Source organism: Oceanobacillus piezotolerans (assembly GCF_003665065.1).
GTDB classification, from domain to species: domain Bacteria; phylum Bacillota; class Bacilli; order Bacillales; family Amphibacillaceae; genus Oceanobacillus; species Oceanobacillus piezotolerans.
Map to the genome: position 1 here is coordinate 270698 of NZ_RCHR01000003.1, position 19933 is coordinate 290630.

Below are 19933 nucleotides of genomic sequence, written 5' to 3' on the forward strand. Positions count from 1 at the left end.
TGCAAAGAATTGAATCAGACGCTAGTATGTTAAAATAATTTAGGCTATAATTTTGTTGTAGGAGTGTGTTGTTATGAATTGGGAACCTATGCTTGCTCCTTATAAACAAGCAGTGGAAGAACTAAAAGTAAAATTAAAAGGAACACGGACTCAGTTTGAACACCAGAGTAGCCACTCTCCCATTGAATTTGTCACTGGAAGAGTAAAACCGATTCCAAGTATATTAGAAAAAGCGAAGACAAGAAATATTCCTCTGGATAATATTGAAAAAGAGATTTATGATATTGCTGGAATTCGTGTAGTATGCCAGTTTGTAGATGATATTTACACGATCGTTAAGATGCTTCGTGGTAGGAATGACTTTACAATAGTAGAGGAAAAGGACTATATTACAAGAAAAAAAGAGAGTGGCTATCGTTCATACCACTTAATTATAGAGTATCCAGTCGAAATGATTCAAGAGAAAAAATTGGTATTAGCGGAGATACAAATCCGTACACTGGCTATGAATTTCTGGGCTACGAATGAGCATTCATTGAATTATAAATATGCTGGAGAAATCCCGGTCGAGGTAAAAGAAAGATTACAGCGCGCTGCGGAAGCGGCATTTAAATTAGATGAAGAAATGTCAAAAATAAAGCATGAAATTCAAGAGGCGCAACGAGCATTTCGTCGCAAATAGGAAAAATGAAAGGCCTTAAACTTGGTTAGAGATTAGGAGGATACAATGAAATTTAAAATTGTTTCCAGAGGGGATAATCGATCTGAAAAAATAAAAGCAACGATGAAGCAATACTTAACCGAATTTGATTTGGAATATAATAGGGAAGAACCAGATCTCGTTATTTCAGTTGGGGGAGATGGCACCTTTCTCGAGGCTTTTCATCGCTATGTTCATCGCTTAGATAAAACAGCATTCATTGGTGTGCATACAGGACATCTAGGTTTTTATGCGGATTATACACCAGAAGAACTAGAGAAGTTAATTATTGAAATTGCAAAAACACCATATCAAATTGTTGAATATCCGTTATTAGAGGTCATAATCCGAGATAAAAGCGGCAAAAAGGAAGACCGTTTGCTTGCGTTAAATGAAGCAATGATTAAGACAGCAGAAGGATCTGTAGTTTTTGATGTTAAAATAAAAGGAGAGCACTTTGAAACCTTTAGAGGAGACGGTATATGTATTTCAACACCTTCTGGCAGTACTGCCTATAATAAGGCGCTTGGAGGGGCAATTATCCATCCATCGATTGAAACGATACAATTAACAGAAATGGCATCTATTAATAATCGAATATTTCGTACAATAGGTTCTCCGTTGATTTTACCGAAACACCATACATGCTTACTCGAGCCAATCAAGGAAAAGAGCTTTATTATTGCTATCGATCACTTTAGTCGAACTTATAATAATGTAAAGTCCATTCAATGTCGGGTAGCGAAAGAAAGAATTCGCTTTGCGAGATTTCGCCAATTTCCTTTTTGGAATAGGGTGAGGGATTCGTTTGTTGCTGAGGATAATAATAATTTGTAGTGAGGATTTTATAATATGAAGTGGGTCATTAGCCAAGAGCATCACAAGATGCTTGTTCGTGATTACCTAAAGGACGTTGGGCGCTTTTCCAGAAGAATATTAATCGATGTTAAGAAGAATGGGAAGATTCTGGTTAATGGGCTGGAAAGAACGGTAAGGCATGTTCTGCTAGAAGGAGACCAGCTACAAGTTGTATTTCCACCTGAAACTATCGGAACATATATGAAAAAGGAAAACATACCCCTAAATATTGTATATGAGGACGAAGCTGTGGTGGTTATCGATAAACCTGCAGGAATTCCGACTATTCCCTCTTTGCATCATCCAGCAGCTTCACTAGCAAATGGACTTCTGGCATATTATGAAAAAATGGACATCCCGTATACAGTTCATGTCGTAACAAGATTGGATAGGGATACATCAGGGCTGGTGCTTATTGCGAAACATCGCTACAGTCATTCTTTATTAGCTGCCTCACAGAAATCGGGAAAAATCAAACGCAAGTACCAAGCAATCGTAGAGGGAATACCAGCAGAGAAAGAAGGAAAGATTGATGCCCCTATAGGTCGGAAAAAAGACTCAATCATTGAAAGAATGGTTTTAGAAACAGGAAAGCCTGCACTTACACATTATAGGAGGCTAAACACTTATACTTCTCATTCCCTGCTGGATATTCAGCTTGAGACAGGAAGAACGCACCAAATCCGTGTTCATTTCGCTTATCTGCATCATCCATTAGCTGGAGATGATTTGTATGGAGGCCAAACCAACATAATCAATCGACAAGCTTTACATTGTTATGAGCTTACATTTGAGCATCCTTTTAGTCATGAAATGATACAAATAACATCTAATCTTCCAGATGATATGCTTTCCGCACTTAAAAGGATAGAAAAGGACTAATCCAAGTTTCTAAATTTCTCTTCAACAAATTCTTGTAAAGAGGGAACGGAAACGGTCTCTTCTTCAGGCAATCGAAAAGCCGTTAACTTGTTGCCGAATACACATCCGGTATCAATGTTAATGGTTTTATTTTTTATTCTTGGTTCCAATACTGGAGTATGTCCATAGATAATCCATTTATTACCTTGGTAAGATTTGGCCCAATCTCTGCGAATCGGGCGACCGTCTGAGTGAGACTCGCCAGTTATATCACCATATAATACAAATGTCTGAACCCTTTTACCTGTTTGTCCAATCAAATCCTCTTTTATTCCTGCGTGCGCTACTACCGCGTTTTGTTCTTTAATTTCGAGATATAGTGGGGCTTGTTCATAAAGTATTTTAAACTGTTTTTTTATCTCGGTTTGCTCCTTCCCATTCCTTGCTTCAAATTCTGCAACTGTTGTTTCAAGTCCATGTTTAAGTTGGACTTTATTGCCTAAAAAGAAGCGGTACAGTTTGTTGCAGTGATTTCCAGGAACGTATTTCGCTATTTTGTTTTTTACAACCATTGTATAAACTAATTGCAAGACAGCGATAGAAGCAGGACCCCTGTCTGTTATGTCACCGACAAATACAGGAATTCTTCCATCTGGATGTATAAAAATATTATCCTTTTCCTTATACCCCAAAACCATAAATAAGTGCTTGAGTTCTTCAAAGCAACCATGTACATCCCCAATTACATCAATCTTCATTTATAGCACCTCTTTTTTTTTGTTATCACTAGGCAACTACATGCAGATATATTAGCGTTTGTTTATATTATAATATGAATGGTAAAATGAAACATCGATCTGCTTTTGTTTTACGATTAATAGTACGTGCTGCTTTAATCACTAGCAGGTTCATCTAAGTTTATATGCTATCCACATTGTATCCTATAATTGTCTTTTTATCGCAGTAAGTCGGCTATAAGACCATTTACGTGGAGAATACAAAAAATGTAAGTGGGGGAGTAATTCTTATCGAACGCCCAATTCGGTCGGCCTACAAGATGGAGGTCACAAAGATGTTACCACAAAAGGCTTCCGTCGGGGAGTCCAAGGACGTAGCGGGTATAGTCTTTGTACCTTGCCGGTGAGAGATGTAAGGAACTCCCAACTAGGTGAAGTTTCACTTTGTCGTTTCATAAAAGAGAAGAAGGGGAAAACAATAAAACTGAAGGTCCATACGAGAAAGGAAGTTATCATATGGAAGAAACCAATGCAAATTATGAAGAGCAATATGAAGAAAAGTATAAAGAATATTCAGAAAATGTATTGACTACATTAAATAATAAAGATATGGATGAATTCAGAGAAGTATTTCTAGAAATGCATCCATACGATCAAGCAATGTTTTTTAACGAACAATCGAAAGAAAATCGTATGCTTATCTATGCTTACTTAGCTCCAAATGAGCTTGCAGACGTTATGATAAATATTGAACTAGAGGAAACAAAAGGATTTTTTATGGAAATGGATCCTAGATTTGCTGCAATGGTCTTTTCGCAAATGCCTGCCGATGATGCAGTTGATACATTAAATCAGCTAGATAAAGATGCAGTTGTAAGTTTTTTAACCATAATGGATAAAGATGCTGCTAATGAGATAAAACACTTGCTGCATTATGAAGAAAAAACCGCCGGTAGTATTATGACTACCGAATATGTAGCGATATTAAAATCGCAAACAGTAAATGAGGCACTGCTTCATTTAAAGCAAAAAGCCCAAGAAGCTGAAACCATATATTATTTATATGTACTTGATGATGACAAACGCTTAGTTGGTGTTGTTTCTCTACGTGACCTAATTATTTCTTCTGATTCTACACTTATCGGTGAAATAATGAGTGAGAATATTGTAGCTGTATCTGTTGCGAGAGACCAAGAGGAAATCGCCCAAATGTTTCGGGACTATGATTTCTTAGCACTCCCAGTTGTAGACTTTCAAGATCACCTTTTAGGGATTATCACAGTTGACGATATTTTAGATGTAATGGAAGAAGAGGCAAGTGAGGATTATTCAAAACTAGCCGGGATATCTGAAACAGACCGCCCGAATGATAATGCCTTCTCTGCTGCTAAAAAGCGATTGCCTTGGTTAGTTATCCTTTTATTTATGGGAATGTTCACAGCCAGTTTAATTGGTCAGTTCGAACAGACTCTAGATCAAGTAGCTGTACTAGCTATTTTTATCCCTTTAATCGCTGGAATGGCAGGGAATTCTGGAACACAAGCACTAGCCGTTGCTGTCCGTGGTCTAGCAACCGGAGACTACGAGAATACAGGGAAAATCAAATTAATATTCAGGGAAACAGCAACAGGGTTTATTACAGGTACCGTCTGTGGCATTGTCATTTCCTTTGTCATTTTCTTCTGGAAAGACGATCTTTTCCTCGGAATTCTTGTCGGTGTTTCCATTATGGCTTCTATTGTGGTTGCGACTATAGCAGGTTCTCTTGTTCCAATGATTATGGATCGCTTTAACATTGACCCAGCAGTAGCCTCGGGTCCATTTATCACTACTATCAATGACATTATATCTGTTCTTATCTATTTTGGCTTAGCTACTACGTTTATGGCCTATTTATGAATCGCACATCTTCCCCATGGGAAGGTGTTTTTTATTACAGCCTAGGAAATTATAAAATGAACGACCTGTGGATATTCCTTATCATGAAGAAAAGCCCCGTCCGGCTCCAGCGCTAAAGCTAAGCAGATCTTTTGGTGGGACGAGCATTGCGCAGTCCCAAACTTCACGCTCCTCCACTACGATAACGTTCAACTTAGTTGAACTTCCTTAATTAAGTCATAGGGTGCGCCGACTAAAACTGGCTTCCGCCAACGTCGGCGTACCCCATAAAGGGGCATGTTTCCTTTATCTCAATGCGGGTAAGAGAAGTTCGACTAAGAACGCCATATCACGTGGCAGATCTTCTCGATGGGACGAGTAATCGCAGTCCCAACGTCGATTCACCCCACGTCCTTGAAAAAGAAAGCCACTTTTTCTGCGTGCGATGTTTCGCTGCCGAAGCGTTCCTTGTCCTGTGGGGCGCAGTTTGTACGTTGCTACGACGCACAGGACGTGCTAGTACAAACGCTTTTTGATGGGACGAGTAACCGCAGTCCCAGGCGTTGCGACAGGACGTCACGTTTTTAGCCTGTAAGGGCGCTTGCGCCTTTGTTCCAGCCAGTTTTCCAACAAAGAAGTAGGCATTTGCACATCCAAAAAGTGTCCTACATATACTAGGATAGTAAATGGTACTACAAAGGAGAGAGAGACATGAAAGAGAAGAGGTATGCAAAGGGCCCTGTATTATTTATTAATCAGCCTTCCATCGCTCCTCCAAGAGCATTGATGCAGGATCATTATGTAACACCAAGAAAGAGTAAGGAAGCATCCATTAATGATAATAAATCAACCGTACAAAGAGTCCGGCCGAAGCAGAACATGATGAAACAGCGAATAATGGATAAAGTTAATACAGAAGAGATGGGGGAAACGGAAAGCTCAACCTCTGAATCAACTGGTCCAACATACCAGAAAGAAAAAGAGAAAACAATAATTCAGGAGAAACAGTCCGAACGGAAGCAATTTAAAGATTTATCCTTAGAGGAAAAGGTGAATTATTTTTTAGATACATCAGACTACGCCCCAAAACTAAAATGTGAGATTAAGGTAAATGATAAATCTTATAAAGGATTTATTCAAGATTTCAAAGAGGGTATTGTTTACATGCAAACGGGGAGACGTTCGGTTGAAATAGATTTTAAGGAAATTAGTCAAATTAGATTATTAGGTTTTTGAGGCAATAAAGGGAGCACCAATGAGTAGGATGAACCATCTCTTTGGTGCTCATTATCCAGATTAACTTGCTGTAAAATCTCCACTGAGTACAAGTTTCACTTTATATATTAGTCATTGTTAAATATACTGATTGCTGGTAAGCAAGTAACATGGCAGAAGCAGTCCAAGTCTACTGTAATACAGATTCCAGTGCCCTCTAATCTTTTCGTATCCTGATCTGTTGGATCTTTTAAGTGGTCCTTACCACAAGTTTGACCATCAGCTAATAGTAATTCTAATACAGCACAGCCATCTTCATCCACTTTTTTCACTCGGAAGATAAAGCTTGCTACAATATCGCTCATCCCAAAACCGTTATGAATTTTTCTCTCTGCACCGAACCCTTTAAATGGTTTGCAATCTTTACAATAAAGAATAACTGGTACTGTATCTAAACCATTTGGGTTATCAGTTTCTCCTAATAGGTCACTGATTGACTGCTCACAACTAGTATCACAGCAATTCTCTATAATATCATTTTGTGCTTCCACTATATCTCTAAGAATATCTTCTACACAGTTTCCTGTGTCATGATTTTTCCCACAACCCATGATAATAGCTCCTTTCGTTATTTGGTGAACTTTCCTTAATAGAATATGTATCCTGGTACATATGGTGTGGGCATATATTGATATTTCTGGAGGTTTGACTTATAGTTTGATGATTTTTCATGATAGCTACCTAGGCAGTCCCCTTTTCTATTCATAAGCTATTAAAGGGAAGGGTGATCTCATGGACAAAGATAAATTACTTTATAACGTTAAAGTGATTGAAAAGCATCTGGAAAAAAATGAAAAGTGGTTTCAACAGCCAGAGAAAAAAATGAAAAGTTTTGAAAAAAATGCAGGAGCTTGGAATAAGGAATTTTTAGAAGAGATAAGTAACATTGAGAAAGTAATGAAGAAATTAGAAAATTATTTTGAGTCGTAGACATATTTATTAGGTGATTCGGGAAAGTAATAATAGAACGGCCGTAAATTTAGATATGTATTCGAAAGCTTTAATACAGATGGGGAGGGATGATATTGGGGTATATATTGCCATTAGAGAATTACCAATATAGTCAGTATCATAGCCGAATAATAAAAAATAAGCAGCCTAATCAAGCAAAATCTGTGGAAAAGCCGTTTAAAGCAGTGCTAGAAAAGAAACACCAAGATCTAAAAGGAAAGTATGACCGTATATACCAGAAACCCACTTCTCCTTACCAAACTTATCGCTCAGATGTTGAATTGGAAACTCTCCACTTCAAAGGTAAGTATGTTAATGAAACGATTTAAGCTATAAAAATTAGAAGTGAGATTTCTATGGCTACCAAATTTGATATGATAAGTTTTTCAAAAGCATTAAGAATATTGATTGACTAACTTAAATGGGATGTTTATTCAACATCCCATTTTTGATGATTTCGATTATAGAATGGTAAGAGGAATAAAGGTTCTCCTTTCGTATATTCAGCATAGAATATCTCTTTAATATCCTTATATCCTTGTTCTGTTAATTGATTGTGGAGCCAGTCCTCTGTAAGGTTCTTTTCTTTTAGGTTATCATAGATGATTTCTCCATCATTGACTAGGGTAGTTGATAAATTAATTTCCTGGGGAGATAAGTTCAAATCTTTCCTGGTTGGAGTTTGATAATCTGACTTTTTTAAAACAGATAATGTCCCATTTGATTCTAAAATTGCAAATTCAACTTCCTGTAAGGTAAAGACATCTTTAGATCGGAGTAAATGCTGGAGTTGATTTATATCAAGCTTATTTTTTTCCATTACGTCCCTAACTAGCTTCCCATTGTAGATCACGATGGAGGGACTGCCTTCAATAAGATTTCGAGTTCGCTTGTACTTTTGTGTAATAATTTCAAGTGAATACATCATTATGCCCCATATTCCTACTACAAATGCTATCTCTGGCACACCTGCTTTATCATCGAACAGGGCATTTCCCACTAATTCACCTAATAACAAAGCTGAAATAAAATCAAATGGAGTAATTTGTGATATCTGTGTTTTTCCCAGAATTTTTGTTGTCAGGAATAATGCAAGAAAGCCAAATAGTGTTTCAATAAACATCGTACCGAAATTTATCGTCATAGTGAATTTCCCCCTAGTATTTTAAACATTCACTTCATATCATAACCATTTGGAGAAGAAACATGCTTACAAAAAATGTATAGAAGGTATGGCAATTATATATCTCCTTTTGAAAAAATCTGGATGGGAGGTTTACGGGTTCGTTTATGTTGGCTTGTTTATGGAGGCAGGGGAGAGGGAAACGTTATTCTCAATGTAAAAGTGTATTTGAAAAGCCTGATAAACATATGTTTACCAGACTTTAAGCTGTTTTTTATTTTGTTTACTAAGCATTAAAGGCTAACTGTTTATAATGCTTTTATCATGGTTACATGCGGAATCCCAGCATCCATAAATTCATCTGAGACTGTTTCATATCCTAACTTGCTATAGAATTCCACAGCATGAATCTGAGCATTTAACTTCGCTTTTTTATAGCCCTTTTCCTTTATCTCTACTTCCATGGCCTGAATTAGCGCCTTCCCAATCGACTTTCCGCGGTAACCTTTGAGCACACAGATTCGTTCTAACTTACCATATTCTTCGACAAAACGTAATCTGCTCGCAGCAATGGGCTTATGGTTATCAAGTGCTAGGAAATGCATAGCAGTATCATCAAATTCATCTAGCTCGATTTCTTTTGGAACTTTTTGTTCATGAACAAACACTTCTAGTCTTACTTGAAAAGCTTGTTCACGTTCTTCAGGTGTCATTACTATTTTGATGTTCATACCTTTTCCTTTCCAAATACAAATGTTTCATAAACAGTCCATGAACCATTATCTAGTTGATATAATAATTGAAAGCGATCAATAGAATCTTCAAACTCGAATTTAGTCATTTTAAGAGTCCCAACCACATCAGAAAATTCATCATCACTTAGGTTTTGTGCAATTGTAATATGCGGAACAAAACTGTGCTGCATATTGTTAGTGAATTTACCTCTATGAAGTTGCTGCTGTAGTTCCACTAACTCCTGAGTGGGTTCCACCTTAAAGTAGATGGTATTCGAAACAGGAGAGAAGTTACTTACTTTATTAATATTTACTTTAAATGGTTTCGTAGCATTTGCAATGTGCTTAAGCTCCACAATTAATTCCTCTATGGTCGCATCATCTGCTTCGAATCCTGATTTTAACGTAATGTGAGGTGGAATTAGTGCATAATGTGAGTCATAACGTTTACGGTATGAATTAGCTTCATCTTGGATAGGTTTTGACGGAAAGATTGCAATACCATATTTCATAAAATGACCTCCTGAAATTTATATTAAAATTAATTATCTTGGAATTAACTGATGGCCTAATCCAAATCATTAAACATGGTTGATAGTGTATGTGGCATGTCTTTTTGCCAGTATTTCCAAGTATGGTTTCCATCTTCTATTTCATGATAGGTATAATTCGCGCCTTTCTTATTCAAGAGATGATTCAATTCGCGGTTTGGTGTTAATAAATCCTCTACTTTTCCATCTGATAGAACGGCTTCATCTTCTCTGGTACCGATTATATGGTAAAAATCGATGGTAGAAAAGTCAATTTCTGAGTCTCTAACCAATTGCAGCACAGCTTCATCAATATAAGGGGAATGCATAATCACCTTACCAAAAGTATTCGGGTATGTTAGTGCTGTTACAAGGGCAAAGGTTCCTGCAAGAGAATCCCCCATTAAGGCACGCGTACTCCCTAATTGGTTAGATGGAATCATCTCGTCTAGAAGTGGAACAAGTTCGTGCACAATAAACTTTGTATAAGCTTCATGTTCTTTACCGTTTGGATGGTACTTATTACGCCTGTCCTGCCTATTTTTATAATGGATTCCAACAAAAACTGTGTTACTGATATTCCCATCCTCATGCAGTCGATCACTAAAGGTTGCTACTCTGCCCATTTGAAAGTAATCGTTTCCGTCTTGCATGATACAAATATTGTATCTATACAAGGGAGAGAAAGTTTCAGGCTGGTAGATTTTAATGGTGTGTTCTTCTTGTAAATAATTACTATCGATGGTTTTTTCTGTCATGGTTCCTTTTCTTCCCATTGTATCAGCCCCCTTAGATAAGTGGATATACTTATTTTACCATTTATCTATATTTTTTTCGATTTTTTCTCGCTAATAAAATGGCTTTAATCCCCTCACTTAAAGAATCTATGGAGAATAAAAGAATTATAAATGGAGGAGGGCGTTATTTCACAACCTTTGCCACCATCTCACTGAGTGAAGTTTCACTTATTATCGATTATAGCTGTCCTTTATATAGCTGGTAGTAATGACCTCTCTGTTTAATGAGAGATTCGTGATTACCTTTTTCAATAATTCTTCCTTGTTTTAACATGATAATTTGATCAGCTTCTTGTATGGTGTTTAAGCGATGAGCAATAACTAAGCACGTTCTTCCTTTCATTAACCTTGCTAGTGCTTCTTGAATCTTGATTTCTGTAACCGTATCAATATTGCTTGTTGCCTCATCAAGAATAAGAATGGTTGGCTCTGCTAGAAGAGCACGGGCTATTGTAATAAGCTGTTTCTGTCCCTTGCTTATACCGCTGCCTTCTTGGTCTAAATATGTGTCGTATTTTTCAGGGAGCTTCATAATAAATTCATGTGCATTCGCGTCTGTTGCAGCTTGAATAATATCTTCATCACTTGCATCCAGCTTTCCATATCGGATATTTTCTTTGATTGTACCCTTGAATAAAAAGGATTCTTGAAGTACAAAGGCCATATGTTTTCGTAAGCTTGCCCGCTTGATCTTCTGAATGTTCATTCCGTCAATCATAATGTTCCCGCTATCATAATTATAGAAACGCGAAATAAGATTGATAATTGTTGTTTTTCCTGCACCAGTATGTCCAACAAATGCAATCGTTTCATTTGGCTTGGCTTCAAAACTAATGTTCTTTAATATAGGTTTATCTTCATAAGCAAAAGTAACATCCCTAAATTCAATATGTCCTTTTTGAATTTTATACTCTATTGCATTCTCCTCATCTATCTCTTCCATCGGTTCATCCAGTACATGAAACACTCTTTCCGCTCCTGCTATGGCGGATAACAGCAGATTGAATTGATTGGACAGCTCATTTAAAGGCCTTGTGAATTGTCTTGCATATTCTGTGAAAATCACAATCACCCCAATTGTAACTAGAGTTGAATGGATTGCTAAAACTCCTCCTACAAAAGCGATGAAGCCAAAGCTTAAGAAATTCAGTGTATTCATCACTTTCGGGGTAAAACCGGCGATGGTTTGTGCCCAGAATCCTGTATTTCTTAAGCTTTTATTTTTTCTCTCAAATTCTTCGATGACAGTGCTCTCCTGAGAGTAGGTTTTAACAACATGCTGACCTGAAAGGATTTCTTCCACATAGCCATTTACATCCCCAATATCGCGCTGCTGCATTTTATATAGAGGTCCTGTTCGTTTCGTAATCCACCTTATGGAAAGGAACATGATAGGAATAATCGTCATGGTTACAGCTGTTAAAATCGGACTTAATGAGAGCATGATGAGGATTGTTCCAACTAGTGTTAACACACTAGATATAATCTGAATAACGGAAGAGTTCAATACATGATTTACATTATCTATATCATTGGTTAATCTACTCATTAATTCTCCGTGCTGACGTTTATCGAAGAAAGAGATTGGTAATCGATGGAAATGCTGAAATAAATCTTTTCTTAAATCATAGACGGTATTCTGTGCAATTCCAATCATCCAGTAGTTTTGAAAAAACATTGCAATTGAATGCAAAAAATAGACAAGGATTAAATTCATTAATAAGATGCCAAATCCTGCAATTTCTCTGGAAACAATAAAATCATCAATTGCCATTCCAACTAAATAGGGTCCTATTAAGCTTAATCCAGAGGTAGCTGCTACCATAAGGATAACAAGAGATAATTTCCACTTTTCCTTCGCTAAGTATTTTCCAATTCGATTTAGAGTAGCTCCCATATTTTTGGCACGTTTCTTCTCTGCGGAATCCTCCTTGCTAATTGGAATTTTTTTATATTGAAAGGGGGATTTTAGTTGATTAGTGAGCATTTGCAAATTCCTTTCCAGATTGGGATTCCACTATTTTTTTATATAATTTTGTTTCACTTAATAATAATTCATGTGTTCCTTGAGCAAGAATTTCTCCTTCATTTAATAAAATAATCTTATTGGCATTCCTAGCAGTAGAAACTTTCTGCGTAATAATGAACATCGTACAGTGATAATGTTGAATGGCTTCTAGCAGTTTTGCTTCCGTTTCTAGATCAAGTGCACTTGTGCTATCGTCAAGAATAAGGATTTTCGGTTTTCTGATTAAAGCTCTGGCAATCGATATACGCTGTTTTTGACCACCTGATAAATTAACCCCTTTTTGCCCTACCCTTGTATCATATTGATTTGGTAAATCCATTATAGTGCGATGAATTTGAGCATCTTTGGCTGCTTGAATGATTTCCTTCTCTGTCGCACCTTGTTTTCCCCAGGCAATATTATCTTTGATCGTACCAGAGAAGAGCAGAGGGCTCTGCGGGACATAGCCGATTGTCAAGCGAAGCTCATTTAATCTAAAGTTCTTTATTGGCACATTATCAATTAGAATTTCTCCTTCTGAGGCATCATAGAGTCTTGGGATTAATTGAACGAGTGATGTTTTTCCAGCTCCAGTTGCTCCCATGAGGGCTAATCTCTCCCCGGATTGTACGGTGAAGGAGATATTGTTTATCACTTTTTTACTTGTATTCTGGTAAAAGAAAGCTACTTGTTTATATTCGACTTTTCCATGCGTAACGGTCGTTTTGTTCTCCGCATTTATTTGGTCTGTTAAGTCTATTTCTGCATCGAATACTTCTCCAATTCGCTCAGCTGAAGCTTTAGTACGAGAGATGGCCATAATGATAAAGGAGAACATAGAGATGGACATCGACACTCTCAATGCGTAGTTTACAACGGTAACAACTTCTCCCACATTCGTTATGTTGGAAGTGATATAGGTATTTCCAAACCATAGGATAAACACGATGCTCAGGTTCATTACTAGAAACAAAACTGGAGTAGAAGCTTCAATGAATCGGAATGTTTTCCTTGTAGATGCTGCCAAATTAATATTCGCCTCATTGAAACGGTCTTTTTCAAATCCTTTGCGATTGAAGGCTTTAATTAGCCGCATCCCGATTAAATTCTCTTGCATGACTGTATTCACCCTATCCACATTACCTTGAACTCTTCGAAACATCTTACTGGCAAATTTTAGTAATATTAATAAAAACAGAATTAGGAATGGAACGGTAAACAGAAAAATAATAGCTAACCTGCTATTAACGACAAAGGCCATAATGACCCCACCTAGAACAATTAAAGGTGCCTTCGCCATAATTCTTAATCCCATAAAGATCGTATTCTGCACCTGACGTACATCGTTCGTAAATCGGGTTACTAGACCGGAAGTTGGGTATTGATTCAAATTATTAAAGGAGAAAGCTTGTATTTTTTCAAATAGTTTCTGCCGTAAATCATAGCCAAAGGAAGAGCTTACATGGGAAGAGAAAAATGAATTTATAATCCCAGCTGCAAATGCGAATAGTGAAAGGCCAATCATTAAACTTCCCCAGATAATAATATTATCTATATTTTGATTCATAACACCTTCGTTGATCATCTTTCCCAGGAACAAGGGCAGGAGCAGTTCAACAGATAACTCCAGAAGCATTAATGAAAAAGCGATAACAGCAGGGAGTTTGTATGGTTTTAAGAAAGAAACGACATGTTTCACAATGAACCTCCATCAGCTTAGTAATTACCAGGTTTTAGCCTGGCGGATTTTCTTAGTTGTTAAAGAAAGAAATTTTCTACTATTATAATAGTATTTGTATTTATTATCCATAAAAGCACTTGTTTTATATATATATATTTGTTACATTGAGATTAACAAACAAATATCTTCTTATTTTAAAAAATGTTTTTTTGAAGTAAGGATAGAGGTGCGAAAATCATTAGTACTTATGTGGAGGAGAATGGGCTCCATGGAAGCATAGGGAAAGGGAGATTCGCCGAAGTAGAGGGATGCTCATCATCCTGAAGCTGGGTCTGTTATTGAATAAATGCAGAACTGTCATATAGGAGACTATATGGAGGGCTATCAAGCGAAGAACAAACGTCAAATGTTCTAAAGCAATAGCGAGCTCTCGTTATTGCTTTTTATATTAGTCCTCCACCCTTCACAAAAAAATCAAAGAAAAGGGTGTGTATTGAATGAATTTCGGTAAAATATTAACAGCTATGGTTACTCCTTTTGATAAAGAAGGGGAATTGGATTTTCAAGCTACTAAGAATCTAGTAAATTACTTAATTAATAATGGAACGGAAGGCTTAGTCGTCGCAGGTACGACAGGGGAATCTCCGACACTTTCTCATAAGGAGAAACTTGAACTTTTTAAATTTGTGGTGGAAGTTGTAGATGGCAGAGTGCCTGTCATTGCTGGAACGGGATCTAATAACACGAAAGGTTCTGTTGAGTTGACGAAAGAGGCGGAAGCAATTGGGGTAGATGGGATTATGCTTGTGACTCCTTATTACAACAAACCGTCACAAGAAGGCTTATACCAGCATTTTAAAACTATTGCTGAAAGTACAGCACTTCCTGTAATGCTATATAATATACCGGGAAGAAGCGTCATTAATATGGAGCCACAGACTGTTATTAGACTATCTAGCATTCCAAATATTGTTTCGGTTAAAGAAGCAAGTGGAAATCTGGAAGCAGCAGCGCAGATTATTAGTCATACATCTTCAGATTTTAGTGTGTACAGCGGGGATGACAGTCTGACTATTCCTATGCTATCTATTGGTGGAACAGGGGTTGTTTCCGTAGCATCCCATTTAATTGGGAATGAAATGCAGGATATGGTAAGACAATTTCAGAATGGAAATGTTATAGAAGCAGCACGCTTGCATCGCGATTTATTACCAATGATGAAAGCAATATTTGCCGCTCCAAGTCCTACACCAGTTAAAGAAGCATTAAACCGAATCGGGAATGAAGTCGGAGGTGTGCGCTTACCGCTCGTCCCGCTATCGGAGACAGAACGTGCTGTTTTATTCGAAATAATGGCTGCATATGAATTAAAGAAGGCATCTGGTTATTAATGTAATATAAGGTAAGGGATAAGTCATCAGGCTTATCCCTTTTTAATTTTAGAAAAATTTATGATGCGCTAGTTGTTCTACGGCTTGGTGCAGGACCTTCTCTGATTGAACGTAAGCAATTCTTACAAATCCTTCTCCTGATTCTCCGAAAGCATTACCTGGTGTTACGACAATACCAGCTTCATCGATTAGCCGATAAGCAAATTCGGTTGATGTATAGGATGAGGGGATTCGTGCCCAAAGAAACATCGAAGCAGCGGGTTTCTGAATTCTCCAGCCTAACCTATTAAACCCATTTACTAAAATATCTCGTCTTCTTTTGTAGATATTTCTTAAATCATTGCTAAAAGGCTCATTTCCCTCTAATGCACGAACAGCCGCACGTTGAATAGGTAGAAAGATGCCATAATCCAGATTGGATTTAAGCCTTCCCAATGCGTCAATAATGATCTCATTTCCTGTGACATAACCTACCCTGCAGCCAGCCATATTAAAGCTTTTGGATAGAGAGTTAAACTCAATTCCAACTTCTTTAGCTCCCTCTACAGATAAGAAACTGATTGGCTTGTTTTCATAGTAAAGCTCAGAATATGCGAAATCATGAAGAACTGCTATGTTATTTTCTTTAGCAAAAGCAACAACCTTTTGGAAAAAGTCTTCTGTTGCTAATGCTGGTACTGGATTGCCTGGAAAGTTTAGAATCAGTAGTTTAGCCTTCTTTTTTATCTCTTCTGGGATAGCATCTAAATCAGGAAGAAAATGGTTTTCCTCTAGAAGGGGCATAGGGTAGGGAGTCGCACCAGCAAGTGAAATCCCCGTTTCATATGCTGTATAACCAGGATCTGGGACAAGAACAGTATCGCCCTCATTGCAGAAGACAAGTGGTAAATGGACAAGTCCATCCTGTGATCCCATTACAGTTAATACCTGATTTCTACTATCAACCTGAACATGATAGTTTCTATGATAATAATTTGCAATGGCTTGATGAAACTCCTCCATCCCGGTTAATGCATACCCATATTGTAGGGGATCTTTTGCATGAGTAGATAATTCTTCCATTACATAAGTAGGGGGAGGAAGATCTGGACTGCCAATACTCAAGTCAACTATTTCCATTCCGCTCTCCATTTTCTGCTTTTTAAATGCAGCCAGCTCATTAAATATAGAAGTTTTAAATTGATCCATTTTAGTAGAAAAGGAAAATTTCAAGAAACTCACCTCAAATAAGTCTATTTTATCCCATATTATATCATTTTTTTGAATAATCTGTGGAACCATAAAAATATAAAAAAATATTGCAGGCCTTTAATACCGTGCAATTCGATCTAAACTAAATGTGTCAACATGTCATAAGAAGGATTTTGATGTTAATTTAACTTGAACTAGTTAAACACAATATTAAGGTTATTAAACAGATGTTAAATAGTTGACAGATTTTTGTAAATTTAACTATTTGTATGAAAAAATATGATTTAATCAGAAAGTAAAGGAGGTTTTGGACATGGAGCAGGTTGAATTAATCGATATTACCAAATCCTATGACAAACAGAAAAAAGTATTAAATGAAATCAGCCTTTCTATTGAAAAAGGGGAATTCTTTGTGCTGGTTGGTCCTTCAGGTTCGGGTAAGAGTACCTTACTTCGTATGATAGCCGGGTTGGAAGACATTACAGATGGCACGCTGAAAATTAATGATAAGGTGGTTAATCACCTTCCACCAAAGGAACGCAATCTATCCATGGTCTTTCAAAATTATGCCTTGTACCCACATTTAACAGTGGAGCAAAATATATTATTTGGATTAAAAGCAAAGAAAGTATCAAAAGTGGAACAGCAAGAGAGATTGAGAGAAACTGCCGAAATGATGGGGCTAAGTGAATTGCTAAGCCGAAAGCCAAGAGAGTTATCTGGGGGTCAACGTCAACGTGTTGCACTAGCCCGTTCCGTTGTAAGCCAAGCCCCATTATGTTTGATGGATGAACCGTTATCAAATTTAGATGCTAAGCTCCGTGCAAATATGCGCGTAGAAATAAGAAGACTGCAAAAAAGATTAGGATTAACTATGATTTACGTTACGCATGATCAAGTAGAGGCCATGACAATGGGGGACCGGATTATGGTACTGAATGATGGAATTATTCAGCAGATAGGTAAACCTATCACACTATACAATGAGCCAGCAAATCTTTTTGTCGCTTCTTTTATTGGTTCTCCCAAAATGAACTTGGGGAAAGCGAAGTTCTCTACTGACTATAAGCAGTTAATTATTGAAGGTGTGCTGCCTATTGAGATGGATCCCTTATCAGTAAGTGAACGTTTAAAAGATGTAAATCTTACTGTTGGAATTCGAGCAGAGCATATTTTCTCGGGAATGGAAGAGAATGCAACCCATTATTTAGAAGTAGTTAATGTAGAACATTTAGGAAATGAGACAACACTTGCTTTTGATATTGGAACTGAGTTATGGACGGCAAAGTGGCCTGGTCAATGGATGATTAATGTAGGGGATAAAATACCTGTGCGTATATCAGTAGAACATTTATGTTACTTTGATTCCGATTCAGAAGAATTATTGAAAGCTGCTACTGCAGGCAAGAGCCAAGAGGTGGTTGCCATATGAGTATTGCAAGTGATTTAGCTGTTCAAAATCAGGATTCTATGGAACTTGTTTTTAAACAGGTAAGAAAGAAACAAAAAATAAAGAGCTTTATAAAAGGAATATTGTTCTTATCGCCATCCATTTTATTATTTAGTGTCTTTTTATTCTATCCGATGCTTAGAACGATTTATTTAAGTTTTTTTCTTACAGACGCAAGTGGCTCCACCACTGTTTTTGTCGGTTGGCAGAACTATATTAACCTGTTTACCTCACCTGTATTTTTAAAAAGTATGATGTCGACTTTCTTATTTGTTCTTTATACGGTACCAGTTACAGTGATTATCAGCTTATTTTTAGCGGTCATTGCCAATGAGAAATTAAAGGGTGTAGGTTTCTTCCGAACGATTTATTCTTCATCGATGGGAATCTCGGTTGCTGCCGCATCTGTATTTTGGCTGTATTTGTTTAATCCTTCGATGGGATTTTTAAATATGATAGTGGAAGCACTAGGTTTTGAAGCTATTGGCTGGTTAACAGACCCTGCGTGGGCATTAGTCTCGATTTCTATTACAACTATTTGGATGAACATTGGATTTACATTTTTAATATTGCTAGGTGGACTGCAGTCGATAGACTCCTATTTATACGAGAGCGCAGATATCGATGGAGCAGGATACTTTTACAAATTAAGAAGAATCACGATTCCAATGCTTTCACCTACGTTGTTCTTTGTAATTACAGTAACAATTATAAATGCATTTCAAACCTTTGGGCAGATCGATATTTTAACACAAGGTGGTCCAGCGAACGAGACCAATCTGATTGTATATTCAATATATCGGGAAGCATTTGTAAATTACCAGTTTGGTTCAGCAAGCGCACAAGCCGTTGTCTTATTTATCCTTATTTTATTAATGACAGCCATACAGTTTAAATTTGGAGAAAGGAAGGTTCATTATCAATGACAATGGGCACAGGAAAGAAACTTATCTTCTACATATTATTAACAATCTCTGCAATCATCCTGTTCGCTCCTACTTTAATGGCCTTGGTAATGAGCTTTATGTCTAACCAGGATATTCTAACCGGCAGCCTGCCAACATCTCTAACGCTGGATAATTACAAGAATGCATTTGAGAGATTTCCATTATTTCAATATCTCTTTAACAGCTTTGTCGTCTCGATTTTAATTATGATAGGCCAATTGGTACTTTGCAGTTTGGCGGCATATGCTTTTGTATTTTTAGAGTTTAAGGGAAGAGATCTATTATTTTATGTCTTTATTGCTACCATGATGATTCCATTCGAAGCATCTATCATTCCTAACTTCCATATTATTCGTGATTTGAATTGGATTGATACCTATCAAGGTTTAACGATACCATTTTTTGCTATGGCTTTTGGTACGTTCCTTTTAAGACAGAATTTCAAAATGATTCCAAAGGAACTGAAAGAAGCAAGTCAAATTGCAGGCATGGGAGATTTTCGCTTTTACTTAACAGTAGTCCTTCCGGTAGCAAAAACGAGTCTCGTAACGTTGGGGGTATATGGATTTTTAACTTCCTGGAATATGTACTTGTGGCCATTACTCGCGACTACGAACGACTCTGTGCGAACTGTTCAAATTGGTTTGAAACAATTGCAAACCCAAGAGCAGCTTAATGACTGGGGTGTCATCATGGCAGGTGCGGTCATTGTAATTATCCCTACATTGATTCTACTGTTTTTAGGACAGAAAAAGCTGCAAAGAGGTTTAACAGAAGGTGCTTTGAAGTAAGAAAATGGTGTTACCCCGCGCTGTGCGGGT

20 protein-coding genes and 1 riboswitch are annotated in these 19933 nt (G+C 37.1%); of the genes, 11 read left to right on the top strand and 9 right to left on the bottom strand.

Annotated elements, in window-relative coordinates:
• Window positions 1-73 precede the first annotated feature (73 nt).
• From yjbM to D8M04_RS09390, 3 genes are read left to right on the top strand one after another with little or no spacing between them, the layout of a single operon-like run.
• The gene (yjbM, locus tag D8M04_RS09380) at window positions 74-682 is read left to right on the top strand and encodes a GTP diphosphokinase (protein ID WP_121522661.1); all 609 of its coding nucleotides are present in this window, start codon (window positions 74-76) and stop codon (window positions 680-682) included.
• Between the two features lie 45 nt (window positions 683-727).
• Window positions 728-1537 (top strand): NAD kinase, encoded by an 810-nt coding sequence (locus D8M04_RS09385; protein WP_121522662.1) that lies wholly within the window; start codon window positions 728-730, stop codon window positions 1535-1537.
• 15 nt (window positions 1538-1552) lie between these two features.
• Window positions 1553-2440 (top strand): RluA family pseudouridine synthase, encoded by an 888-nt coding sequence (locus D8M04_RS09390; protein WP_121522663.1) that lies wholly within the window; start codon window positions 1553-1555, stop codon window positions 2438-2440.
• Here the strand turns inward: D8M04_RS09390 and prpE are convergent.
• Window positions 2437-3177, bottom strand: coding sequence for a bis(5'-nucleosyl)-tetraphosphatase PrpE (gene prpE, locus D8M04_RS09395; protein WP_121522664.1), 741 nt, complete (start codon window positions 3175-3177; stop codon window positions 2437-2439). The two genes, D8M04_RS09390 and prpE, sit on opposite strands and share 4 nt — an antisense overlap.
• Before the next feature lie 495 nt (window positions 3178-3672).
• Between prpE and mgtE the strand changes: the two genes are divergently transcribed.
• The gene (gene mgtE, locus D8M04_RS09400) at window positions 3673-5055 is read left to right on the top strand and encodes a magnesium transporter (RefSeq protein WP_121523122.1); all 1383 of its coding nucleotides are present in this window, start codon (window positions 3673-3675) and stop codon (window positions 5053-5055) included.
• 690 nt (window positions 5056-5745) lie between these two features.
• A complete protein-coding gene (locus tag D8M04_RS09405) occupies window positions 5746-6270 on the top strand; it encodes a CotO family spore coat protein (protein WP_121522665.1) in 525 nt (174 codons plus the stop codon).
• A gap of 107 nt (window positions 6271-6377) precedes the next feature.
• On the opposite strand, the gene D8M04_RS09410 is transcribed toward D8M04_RS09405, so the two are convergent.
• Window positions 6378-6860 (bottom strand): CotY/CotZ family spore coat protein, encoded by a 483-nt coding sequence (locus D8M04_RS09410; RefSeq protein WP_121522666.1) that lies wholly within the window; start codon window positions 6858-6860, stop codon window positions 6378-6380.
• Window positions 6861-7041: 181 nt separating this feature from the next.
• Between D8M04_RS09410 and D8M04_RS09415 the strand changes: the two genes are divergently transcribed.
• The gene (locus tag D8M04_RS09415; protein WP_121522667.1) at window positions 7042-7239 is read left to right on the top strand and encodes a hypothetical protein; all 198 of its coding nucleotides are present in this window, start codon (window positions 7042-7044) and stop codon (window positions 7237-7239) included.
• Window positions 7240-7334: 95 nt separating this feature from the next.
• Window positions 7335-7589 carry a hypothetical protein gene (locus D8M04_RS09420; protein ID WP_121522668.1) on the top strand — a complete coding sequence of 85 codons (255 nt, stop codon included), beginning with the start codon at window positions 7335-7337 and terminating at the stop codon, window positions 7587-7589.
• Between the two features lie 101 nt (window positions 7590-7690).
• Here D8M04_RS09420 and D8M04_RS09425 read toward each other — a convergent pair whose 3' ends face one another.
• From D8M04_RS09425 to D8M04_RS09450, 6 genes are all read right to left on the bottom strand, one after another.
• Window positions 7691-8404 (bottom strand): DUF421 domain-containing protein, encoded by a 714-nt coding sequence (locus D8M04_RS09425; protein ID WP_121522669.1) that lies wholly within the window; start codon window positions 8402-8404, stop codon window positions 7691-7693.
• Window positions 8405-8691: 287 nt separating this feature from the next.
• Window positions 8692-9114 (bottom strand): GNAT family N-acetyltransferase, encoded by a 423-nt coding sequence (locus D8M04_RS09430; protein WP_121522670.1) that lies wholly within the window; start codon window positions 9112-9114, stop codon window positions 8692-8694.
• Window positions 9111-9629, bottom strand: coding sequence for a YjcG family protein (locus tag D8M04_RS09435; protein WP_121522671.1), 519 nt, complete (start codon window positions 9627-9629; stop codon window positions 9111-9113). Before D8M04_RS09435 ends, D8M04_RS09430 begins: the two co-directional genes overlap by 4 nt.
• A 56-nt stretch (window positions 9630-9685) precedes the next feature.
• Window positions 9686-10423, bottom strand: coding sequence for an alpha/beta hydrolase (locus tag D8M04_RS09440; protein WP_121522672.1), 738 nt, complete (start codon window positions 10421-10423; stop codon window positions 9686-9688).
• Between the two features lie 199 nt (window positions 10424-10622).
• Window positions 10623-12431 (bottom strand): ABC transporter ATP-binding protein, encoded by a 1809-nt coding sequence (locus D8M04_RS09445; RefSeq protein ID WP_121522673.1) that lies wholly within the window; start codon window positions 12429-12431, stop codon window positions 10623-10625.
• Window positions 12421-14151, bottom strand: a complete 1731-nt coding sequence (locus tag D8M04_RS09450; RefSeq protein WP_121522674.1) for an ABC transporter ATP-binding protein — start codon at window positions 14149-14151, stop codon at window positions 12421-12423. Before D8M04_RS09450 ends, D8M04_RS09445 begins: the two co-directional genes overlap by 11 nt.
• Window positions 14152-14346: 195 nt before the next feature.
• Window positions 14347-14525, top strand: a riboswitch (Lysine riboswitch).
• 105 nt (window positions 14526-14630) lie between these two features.
• Here D8M04_RS09450 and dapA point away from each other — a divergent pair.
• Complete coding sequence (dapA, locus tag D8M04_RS09455; RefSeq protein WP_121522675.1) at window positions 14631-15524, top strand: 4-hydroxy-tetrahydrodipicolinate synthase; 894 nt, start codon at window positions 14631-14633, stop codon at window positions 15522-15524.
• A gap of 48 nt (window positions 15525-15572) precedes the next feature.
• On the opposite strand, the gene D8M04_RS09460 is transcribed toward dapA, so the two are convergent.
• Entirely contained in the window at window positions 15573-16736 is a 1164-nt protein-coding gene (locus tag D8M04_RS09460) for an LL-diaminopimelate aminotransferase (RefSeq protein ID WP_121522676.1), read from the bottom strand.
• A gap of 292 nt (window positions 16737-17028) precedes the next feature.
• Here D8M04_RS09460 and D8M04_RS09465 point away from each other — a divergent pair, with 292 nt between their 5' ends.
• The 3 genes from D8M04_RS09465 to D8M04_RS09475 are packed head-to-tail and all read left to right on the top strand — an operon-like array spanning window position 17029 to window position 19903.
• Window positions 17029-18147, top strand: coding sequence for an ABC transporter ATP-binding protein (locus D8M04_RS09465; protein ID WP_121522677.1), 1119 nt, complete (start codon window positions 17029-17031; stop codon window positions 18145-18147).
• Between the two features lie 38 nt (window positions 18148-18185).
• The gene (locus D8M04_RS09470) at window positions 18186-19091 is read left to right on the top strand and encodes a carbohydrate ABC transporter permease (protein WP_187695440.1); all 906 of its coding nucleotides are present in this window, start codon (window positions 18186-18188) and stop codon (window positions 19089-19091) included.
• 2 nt (window positions 19092-19093) lie between these two features.
• A complete protein-coding gene (locus D8M04_RS09475) occupies window positions 19094-19903 on the top strand; it encodes a carbohydrate ABC transporter permease (RefSeq protein WP_425464022.1) in 810 nt (269 codons plus the stop codon).
• The last annotated feature ends 30 nt before the right edge of the window (window positions 19904-19933 follow it).

Bases quoted from the DNA above. Each gene is read 5' to 3' on its own strand.
- D8M04_RS09405 (WP_121522665.1), top strand. From the start codon at position 5,746: ATGAAAGAGAAGAGGTATGCAAAGGGCCCTGTATTATTTATTAATCAG.
- D8M04_RS09430 (WP_121522670.1), bottom strand. From the start codon at position 9,114: ATGAACATCAAAATAGTAATGACACCTGAAGAACGTGAACAAGCTTTT.
- prpE (WP_121522664.1), bottom strand. From the start codon at position 3,177: ATGAAGATTGATGTAATTGGGGATGTACATGGTTGCTTTGAAGAACTC.
- D8M04_RS09440 (WP_121522672.1), bottom strand. From the start codon at position 10,423: ATGGGAAGAAAAGGAACCATGACAGAAAAAACCATCGATAGTAATTAT.
- D8M04_RS09465 (WP_121522677.1), top strand. From the start codon at position 17,029: ATGGAGCAGGTTGAATTAATCGATATTACCAAATCCTATGACAAACAG.
- dapA (WP_121522675.1), top strand. From the start codon at position 14,631: ATGAATTTCGGTAAAATATTAACAGCTATGGTTACTCCTTTTGATAAA.
- D8M04_RS09415 (WP_121522667.1), top strand. From the start codon at position 7,042: ATGGACAAAGATAAATTACTTTATAACGTTAAAGTGATTGAAAAGCAT.
- yjbM (WP_121522661.1), top strand. From the start codon at position 74: ATGAATTGGGAACCTATGCTTGCTCCTTATAAACAAGCAGTGGAAGAA.
- D8M04_RS09410 (WP_121522666.1), bottom strand. From the start codon at position 6,860: ATGGGTTGTGGGAAAAATCATGACACAGGAAACTGTGTAGAAGATATT.
- D8M04_RS09435 (WP_121522671.1), bottom strand. From the start codon at position 9,629: ATGAAATATGGTATTGCAATCTTTCCGTCAAAACCTATCCAAGATGAA.
- D8M04_RS09425 (WP_121522669.1), bottom strand. From the start codon at position 8,404: ATGACGATAAATTTCGGTACGATGTTTATTGAAACACTATTTGGCTTT.
- D8M04_RS09390 (WP_121522663.1), top strand. From the start codon at position 1,553: ATGAAGTGGGTCATTAGCCAAGAGCATCACAAGATGCTTGTTCGTGAT.
- mgtE (WP_121523122.1), top strand. From the start codon at position 3,673: ATGGAAGAAACCAATGCAAATTATGAAGAGCAATATGAAGAAAAGTAT.
- D8M04_RS09475 (WP_425464022.1), top strand. From the start codon at position 19,094: ATGGGCACAGGAAAGAAACTTATCTTCTACATATTATTAACAATCTCT.
- D8M04_RS09470 (WP_187695440.1), top strand. From the start codon at position 18,186: ATGGAACTTGTTTTTAAACAGGTAAGAAAGAAACAAAAAATAAAGAGC.
- D8M04_RS09445 (WP_121522673.1), bottom strand. From the start codon at position 12,431: ATGCTCACTAATCAACTAAAATCCCCCTTTCAATATAAAAAAATTCCA.
- D8M04_RS09385 (WP_121522662.1), top strand. From the start codon at position 728: ATGAAATTTAAAATTGTTTCCAGAGGGGATAATCGATCTGAAAAAATA.